The organism is Anaerostipes sp. Marseille-Q3525 (genome assembly GCF_018223505.1).
Classification (GTDB): domain Bacteria; phylum Bacillota; class Clostridia; order Lachnospirales; family Lachnospiraceae; genus Anaerostipes; species Anaerostipes amylophilus.
In genome coordinates, this window is sequence record NZ_JAGTTT010000017.1 from 54,539 (window position 1) to 63,045 (window position 8,507).

Annotated in this window: 5 protein-coding genes; 1 reads left to right on the forward strand and 4 read right to left on the reverse strand. The window is 35.6% G+C overall.

Translation table 11 applies throughout. The features are described 5' to 3' along the window. Positions 1 to 174: 174 nt before the first annotated feature. The gene (gene carB, locus KE503_RS09270; RefSeq protein ID WP_022374574.1) at positions 175 to 3,402 is read right to left on the reverse strand and encodes a carbamoyl-phosphate synthase large subunit; all 3,228 of its coding nucleotides are present in this window, start codon (positions 3,400 to 3,402) and stop codon (positions 175 to 177) included. Between the two features lie 411 nt (positions 3,403 to 3,813). On the opposite strand from carB, the gene KE503_RS09275 reads away from it, so the two are divergent. After that, positions 3,814 to 5,178, forward strand: a complete 1,365-nt coding sequence (locus KE503_RS09275) for an NCS2 family permease (protein WP_212385055.1) — start codon at positions 3,814 to 3,816, stop codon at positions 5,176 to 5,178. A gap of 154 nt (positions 5,179 to 5,332) precedes the next feature. Here KE503_RS09275 and KE503_RS09280 read toward each other — a convergent pair whose 3' ends face one another. The 3 genes from KE503_RS09280 to KE503_RS09290 form a co-directional block, all read right to left on the reverse strand. Then, on the reverse strand, positions 5,333 to 6,256 hold the full coding sequence (locus tag KE503_RS09280) for a C40 family peptidase (RefSeq protein WP_212385056.1): 924 nt from the start codon (positions 6,254 to 6,256) through the stop codon (positions 5,333 to 5,335). A 215-nt stretch (positions 6,257 to 6,471) separates the two neighbouring features. Continuing rightward, entirely contained in the window at positions 6,472 to 7,359 is an 888-nt protein-coding gene (locus KE503_RS09285; protein WP_249183018.1) for a C40 family peptidase, read from the reverse strand. A 145-nt stretch (positions 7,360 to 7,504) separates the two neighbouring features. Beyond that, positions 7,505 to 8,173, reverse strand: coding sequence for a hypothetical protein (locus tag KE503_RS09290; RefSeq protein WP_249183019.1), 669 nt, complete (start codon positions 8,171 to 8,173; stop codon positions 7,505 to 7,507). Positions 8,174 to 8,507 lie beyond the last annotated feature (334 nt).

Sequence of the window (8,507 nt, forward strand, 5' to 3'; positions counted from 1 at the left end):
TTATATTTTCTAAAACCATGATCATCTGTTTGCTCTGCCCACTTTTATGTGGGCTATTTTTCTTTTGGGAAGGAGCCAAAGGCGAACTTTCCTATAAATTAAAAAAAGAAAAGAAACATCTCCATAACCACATGAAGATGCCTCTTTTATTTTATTTCCTAAATATTAAATTTATCAATCTGAAATCTGTGCATGTAACCCCTGCAGTGAATTTACTTCTTCATTCTGATCTGCATGTGCTTTTACATAAGCAATTCCTTCTGCTGCCGCTTTCGCTGCTGCAATTGTTGTATAATATGGAATCTTTGCTTTGATCGCACCTTTTCTTAAGTAGCTATCATCATGAATACTGTCTTTTCCAACTGGAGAGTTTACAACAATGTCAATATCACCATTTGTGATAAGATCAAGGATATTTGGTCTTCCTTCACTTAATTTATTGACTTTCTCTGCTTTGATTCCTGCTTCATTTAACAGCTTACATGTATTGTTTGTTGCAAGAATCTTGAATCCATCTTGATCAAATGCTTTCGCTACTTCTACGACTTCTTCTTTATCCTTGCGGTTTACAGAGATCAATACAGTTCCTTCTAAAGGAAGTTTCGCTCCAACACCTTCCTGTGCTTTATAGAAAGCTTCCCCATAAGATTTGGATAATCCAAGAACCTCACCTGTAGAACGCATTTCTGGTCCTAGAACTGGGTCTACTTCCTGGAACATATTGAATGGGAAGGCTGCTTCTTTGACTCCATAGTATGGAATTTTTTGTTCTTTTAATTCTGGTACTGGCGATGGTTTTCCTGTTAATTCAGATGTGATGATCTGTGTTGCAAGTGGTACCATTCTCACGTTACATACTTTAGACACCAGAGGTACTGTACGGGATGCACGTGGATTTGCTTCTAATACATAGACTTTTCCACCTTCGATCGCATACTGCATGTTCATCAATCCTTTGACATGCATTTCTTCTGCGATCTTTCTTGTATATTCTTTGATCGTTGCTAAATTTTCTTCCGAAATATGAACGGATGGAAGGATACAAGCGGAATCTCCTGAATGAACTCCTGCAAGTTCGATATGTTCCATTACCGCTGGTACAAATGCGTGCGTTCCGTCACTGATCGCATCTGCTTCGCATTCCATTGCATGATTTAAGAAACGGTCGATCAAAATTGGGCGGTCTGGTGTTACACCAACAGCTGCTTTCATATATCCTGTCATGCTTTCGTCATCATAGACAACTTCCATTCCACGTCCACCAAGAACGTAAGAAGGTCTTACCATCACTGGATATCCGATCTTTCCTGCAATCTCTAATGCTTCTTCTACCGTTGTTGCCATTCCTGATTCTGGCATTGGAATCTCTAATTTATCCATCATTTCACGGAACAGATCGCGGTCTTCTGCAAGATCAATGACAGATGGAGATGTTCCAAGAATCTTCACACCATTTTTCTCAAGTTCTGCAGCGATATTCAGTGGTGTCTGCCCACCAAACTGTGCGATCACTCCTAATGGTTTTTCTTTGTTGTAAATGCTTAATACATCTTCGACTGTTAATGGCTCGAAATATAATTTATCAGATGTATCGTAGTCTGTAGATACTGTTTCTGGGTTACAGTTTACGATAATTGTCTCAAATCCCATTTTCTTTAATGCCTGAGATGCATGTACACAGCAGTAGTCAAATTCGATACCCTGTCCGATACGGTTTGGTCCACCGCCTAAGATCATGATCTTTGGCTTGTCTGTAGAAACTGGATTCTTATCTTCTGCGTTATATGTTGAGTAATAGTAAGCACTGTCTGGTGTTCCACTGACATGCACACCTTCCCATGCTTCTTCCACACCGATGGAGATACGTTTATTTCTGATATCTTCTTCTGGGATTTCTAATAACTGACTTAAATATTTGTCAGAGAATCCATCTTTCTTTGCTGCTGTTAACATTTCATCAGATGGCATGTTTCCTTTGCATGCAAGAAGGGCTTCTTCTTCCTCAACTAATTCTTTCATCTGCTCAATAAAGTATGTTTTTACTTTTGTCAGTTCAAAGATTTCATCAACAGTAGCACCTTTTCTTAATGCTTCGTACATGATGAAATGACGTTCGCTTGATGGTGTTACTAATTTCTTTAATAATTCTTCTTTTGTTAAAGTATCGAAATCTTTAGCGTGTCCAAGCCCGTAGCGTCCTGTCTCTAAGCTTCGGATTGCTTTCTGGAATGCTTCTTTGTATGTCTTACCGATACTCATAACTTCACCAACGGCACGCATCTGTGTTCCAAGTTTGTCTTCAACACCTTTGAATTTCTCAAATGCCCAGCGTGCAAACTTGATAACGACATAATCACCGTCTGGTACATATTTATCTAATGTTCCATATTTTCCACATGGAATATCTTTTAATGTAAGTCCTGCAGCAAGCATTGCGGAAACTAAAGCGATTGGGAATCCTGTTGCTTTGGATGCTAATGCTGAGGATCTTGATGTTCTTGGATTGATCTCGATCACGATGATACGATCTGTCACTGGATCATGTGCAAACTGAACGTTTGTTCCACCGATAACCTGTACAGAATCTACGATCTTGTATGCCTGTTCCTGTAATCTCTGCTGGCATTCTTCGGAGATTGTAAGCATTGGTGCAGAACAGAAAGAGTCTCCTGTATGAACACCTAATGGGTCGATATTCTCGATGAAACAGACTGTAATCATATTTCCTTCTGCATCACGAACTACTTCTAACTCTAATTCTTCCCATCCAAGAATAGATTCTTCAACAAGTACCTGCCCAACTAAACTTGCCTGAAGTCCTCTTGCCATAACGGTCTTTAATTCTTCTTTGTTGTACACCAGTCCTCCACCGGCTCCACCCATTGTGTAAGCTGGACGAAGTACCACTGGATAACCAAGCTCATCAGCGATCTTTAGCCCATCTTCCACGCTGTAAGCAACTTCGCTTCGTGCCATCTCGATTCCAAGTTCATCCATTGTCTTCTTGAACTCGATACGGTCTTCTCCACGTTCAATACTATCTACCTGTACACCAATTACTTTGACATTATACTTATCTAAAATACCCTTTTTATATAACTCTTCACATAAATTTAATCCGGACTGCCCACCTAAGTTTGGAAGTAAGGCATCTGGACGTTCCTTCGCAATGATCTCCTCTAAACGTTCTGCGTTCAGTGGCTCAATGTAAGTTACGTCAGCTGTTTCCGGATCTGTCATGATCGTTGCTGGATTGGAGTTGACCAATACGATCTCGTATCCAAGTTTACGAAGCGCTTTACACGCCTGTGTCCCCGAATAGTCAAATTCGCATGCCTGGCCGATGATGATCGGTCCAGATCCAATGATCAACACTTTGTTAATATCTGTTCTCTTTGGCATAAAAATAATTCCTCCTTTAGACTTTGTTATTATTATATAAGAAAATCATCAAAATCGGAATCATTTTGTGAGGTTTTTGTAAAAAATAGAATATTCATATCCTTTTTTCACTGCGGATAAGAATTTCTTAATGTCATTTTATAAATCATTTATATTTGTTTATATTCTGTATATTGAATCTCGAAATGGAAATGACTATACTATAACCATACCTCAAGGAAAGACCTAAAAGATAAGACAAAAAAGAATTTCAGGAAACATCCTACAGGTATAGTTTTTTCATATATATTTTTAATCCTCTCTTTTCAAAAAAGAAAACCATCATACCCCAGGTGGTTTTCTTTTAGATTGTCACTTTTTTATCGATTTTCAATAAAGAAAGGAGCGTATGTTTTTACATGCGGAAAAACTATGTTGGAAAACTTATTTAAATTGAAGGAGAATCATACCTCCGTAAAAACTGAAGTCATCGCTGGTATTACTACATTTATGACAATGGCTTACATCCTTGCGGTAAACCCAAGTGTGCTTTCTGCAGCTGGTATGGACCCTACTGCCGTCTTATTGGCTACATGTATCGCTTCCTTTATCGGAACATTATGTATGGGGCTTACTGCGAACCTGCCATTTGTACTTTCTGCTGGTATGGGATTAAATGCTTATCTTGCATACACAGTTGTTGGCGTAATGGGATATCACTGGCAAGTTGCTTTACTTGCTGTATTTGTTGAAGGTCTGATCTTTATCGTATTATCTTTAACAAATGTTCGTGAAGCAATCTTTGATGCGATTCCATTAAACCTAAAAAAAGGTGTTTCTGTCGGAATCGGTATCTTTATTGCTTTCATTGGTCTTCAGAATGCAAAACTTGTTGTTGGAAATGACTCAACATTATTAACGATCACTGACTTTACAAAGGACTTCCATTCTGCTGGAATCTGTTCCTTACTCGCAGTCATTGGATTACTGATCACAGTCATTCTTTACATCAAAAAAGTACCTGGATCTATCCTGATCGGAATCCTTGCTACATGGATCATTGGAATGATCTGTCAGGTAACAGGAATCTATGTTCCAGATATCAACGCAGGATATTACAGCCTGTTCCCTACATTTGAAATGACAGACTTCTCAAAATTGGGAGAAACATTCGGTAAATGTTTCCAGTATGACTTAAGCAAAGTTGGAATCTTTAACTTTATTGCCGTTGTATTATCCTTCTTATTTGTCGATCTGTTTGATACACTTGGAACTTTAGTTGGTGTCAGCACAAAAGCTGGAATGCTTGATGAAGAGGGTAAACTTCCTGGAATCAAACCTGCATTAATGGCTGATGCTATTGCTACTACATCTGGTGCCGTACTTGGTACATCTACAGTTACAACCTTTGTTGAATCTTCTTCAGGTGTTGCTGCTGGTGGACGTACTGGTTTAACAGCTGTTGTCGCAGGATTCTTATTCCTGATCTCAACATTATTTGCACCGATCTTTACAGCAATCCCATCCTTTGCAACAGCTCCAGCGCTGATCATGGTTGGATTCTTAATGTTCGGAGCGATCTCTGACATCAAATTTACAGATGATAATATGACAGAAGCGGTACCTGCTTACCTTTGCATCATCGCTATGCCATTATTCTATAGTATCTCTGAGGGAATCTCTATTGGAATCATCTCTTATGTGATCTTAAATGTAGCTTGCGGAAAAGCGAAGAAGATTACACCTTTGATGTATGTACTTGCAGTATTATTTATTTTAAAATACGCAGTTCTGTAGAGAACAATATAAATTAATATTTAAAAGGAAATTCTGAATTAACAGGATTTCCTTTTTATACTTTATAGGATTTTCGTACAAATTAAAAATAGCCGTATCAACTTATTACTGATACGGCCATTATTATCTCTTCTTATTCTTTTATTCTTAAATCTTATCTTACGATTCTTCGTACACAATTCACTGCTCTGTAATTCGCTGCAGATACGTGAACTCCTGTTGAAGTACTTCCTGCATGAACCACCTGATTATTACCGATATAGATTCCTACATGTCCGACTCCTTTGATCATCTCATAACAGATCAGATCTCCTGGCTGTTTATTTGCCCATGAAACAGCTGTTCCACTGTATCTTTGTGCTGTAGAACTATGTGGAAGTGAATATCCAAAATGTTCATAAATCTTCATTGTAAATCCAGAACAGTCAACTCCGCTTGTCAGGCTTTCTCCGCCCCATTTATATGCTAACCCCTTAAATCTCAATGCATATTTTGCGACTTCTTCACCTTTTGCTGCTGTACTTGTTGTCTGTGATGAACTACTTGTTGTGGATGGTTTTGTTGCTGATAAATAATCTGAACTTACATAACAGTAATTTCCACCGTATTTTACAGTTGTCCATCCTGATTTGTTTCCATAACATGTAATGCTTGTCCCTCTCTTATAAGAACCAGCCTTAGCTGCACTTGTTGATGCCTGCTTTCTGATCGTCAAAGAACTGGCTGTTACATAGCGGGTATATGTACTTGTCTTTGTACTGAAAGCTGTAGTAGTTGTTGCCACTGCTGGCTTCTTTGTTGCCAGATATCTTGTTGCTACATAATACTTAGAATTTTTATACTTAATTCTTGTCCAATCTCCCTTTTTGCTATAACATTTTAATTTTGTTCCTTTCTTGTAGGAGCCCATAACTTTACCTTTTGATGATGCAGTCTTGCGGACAATAAGTGAATTGGCATTTACATATCTATAATAAGATGCATATACTTCATGCGCCTTAGAAATTGTTAAAAATGAAAATATACAACATAAGCTTAATGCAAAAGTTATTGTAGTTTTGATTATTCTATTTTTCATAAATCCTCCTTTTCTTTCTTATTCTACTATTCTTTTCTTAACTTGTAAATATCTTTGTAATAACTCCTTAATATTTTTAATATCCAAAATCAGGACCACCCGTCCAACGGGTGGTTTGCTCTAGGGCTATAAGCCCATAACGAAAAAGGAATCAGTGTTATCTGCTTGATATCACTGATTCCTCTATCTATTGTATTTAAGATTTTATGTATTAACTATTTTACAATTCTTCTAACGCAATTAACAGATCTGTAATTGGCTGTGGATGTATGAATCCCTGTTGCTGTACTTCCGGCATGAACCACTTTATTATTACCAATATAAATTCCTACATGTCCAACTCCATTGATAGCATTATAACAGATTAAGTCCCCAACCTGTTTACTACTCCATGAAACAGACTTTCCATAGCTTCTTTGTGAAATAGAACTATGTGGAAGATAATATCCAAAATGCTGGTAAACTTTCATCGTGAATCCAGAACAGTCTGCTCCCCTTGTAAGGCTCTCTCCACCCCATTTATAAGGATTCCCTATAAACTGTTTGGCATAGTTAGCTACCTGCCATCCTTTTGATACTGTTGAATTTGTTTTAGATGGCTTAGTCGAAGATAAATAAATAGAACTTACATAAGCACTCTTTCCACTATATTTTATCGTTGTCCATCCAGATTTATTTCCATAGCAGGTAATACTTGTACCTTTCTTATAAGAACCCAGTTTCGCTGAGCTTGTTGTTGCCTTTTTACGAACTGTTAAAGAACTTGCCGTTACATAACGGACATATGTACTACTTTTTGTAGCCGTTGATGGTTTCTTTGTAGAAAGATATTTCGTAGATACATAATATTTGTGACTTCCATATTTAACTTTCGTCCAGTTTCCACTCTTGCTATAGCAAGTAACTTTTGTCCCTTTTTTATAATATCCTGCAACTTTTCCTTTGATAGATGCTTTCTTACGAACTGTTAAGGATCTTGCTGTTATATATCTTGAATATGAAGCATATACATTATGCGATTTAAAGCTTCCTATCGTAAACGATAAAATACAGCAAATACTCAAAATATAAGAAATCACTATTTTTTTGATTTTATGTCTCATATTTCCTCCCATTTTTTGATTTCTTATACATAATACTACTTTTTTCATTTTTTGTAAATATTTTTGTAATGCTTTTGTAATGTTTTTAATATTCCGATTTATGCAAAATTTGTGCAAAAATCGTATTTACAATTATGATATATTTCTAATTCTGTAATTGTTTTATATCTTTACTAACAATAAAGACAATTCCCATTGGTACTTTCATTTTTCCTGTTGTGATTTTATCATCAAAAAATAAATCTTTTTCATAAAGTTGAATATTATAGCTTTGATAAAAAATACATGCTTTGATATTTTTCTTATATCCATTTTTCACATCGACATATCGTGAGGCAGAAATAAATATTTTATTTTTTGGATGAATATTTTCTTCAACAACTTTTTTTAAAATCCTCAGATTTTTATTATTATAATCCTTATTTAATTGATATTCTATTGATAATTTTTCACGAACTTGCATACCACCTCTCTGTGACTCATACCAAGAAGAATAAACTGGTTCTTGTAGTTCCTTTTTTTCATCTTTAACTTTAATATAATATTCTCCAAATCCAATATCTACAACGTTTGATTTATCCGTTATTCTTTTATTTCCTATTATTTTTTTATCCAATGGAATATATTTAATGCTTTCGACATTTGATACATTTTTTATATAGAAGGATAATAAGGTATTTTCCATATCTTTTGATTTTTTATCACTTGCAAATATATTTTCTGTCTTTTTTCCTAATGTTATCATACTTAATACACATATAATAACAACTACATATTTTTTTATCTTTTTTTCTATCATCATAATTTCTTTCATGTCCTAAACCATTTTAAGTTAATTGATTATATCAAATAATATTTCTATTGTCTATATTTTATTATTTATGTTATAATCATTCTTTTTAGAATTATCAATAATTTCTTGGATAAATATGCATTAATTATCTTTTCAAAAACTTTGGCAAAAACTGTATAACAAAATAAAAAAGCCCTAAAACCTAGATAACTCCTAAGTTCTAAGACTTTTATAAAAGAGCGATAGACGGGGCTCGAATAATCCTACGTGTCGCTAAAGCACGTAAAAAGGAGGGTTTCAGGGTTCTCTTTTTTCGATTTATGCAAAATTTATGCTATTGTATTTTACCATAATT

What these genes read in the sequence shown, in the direction of transcription:
- carB (WP_022374574.1), bottom strand. Translation starts at nt 3,402, where the DNA reads ATGCCAAAGAGAACAGATATTAACAAAGTGTTGATCATTGGATCTGGA.
- KE503_RS09275 (WP_212385055.1), top strand. Translation starts at nt 3,814, where the DNA reads ATGTTGGAAAACTTATTTAAATTGAAGGAGAATCATACCTCCGTAAAA.
- KE503_RS09280 (WP_212385056.1), bottom strand. Translation starts at nt 6,256, where the DNA reads ATGAAAAATAGAATAATCAAAACTACAATAACTTTTGCATTAAGCTTA.
- KE503_RS09285 (WP_249183018.1), bottom strand. Translation starts at nt 7,359, where the DNA reads ATGAGACATAAAATCAAAAAAATAGTGATTTCTTATATTTTGAGTATT.
- KE503_RS09290 (WP_249183019.1), bottom strand. Translation starts at nt 8,173, where the DNA reads ATGAAAGAAATTATGATGATAGAAAAAAAGATAAAAAAATATGTAGTT.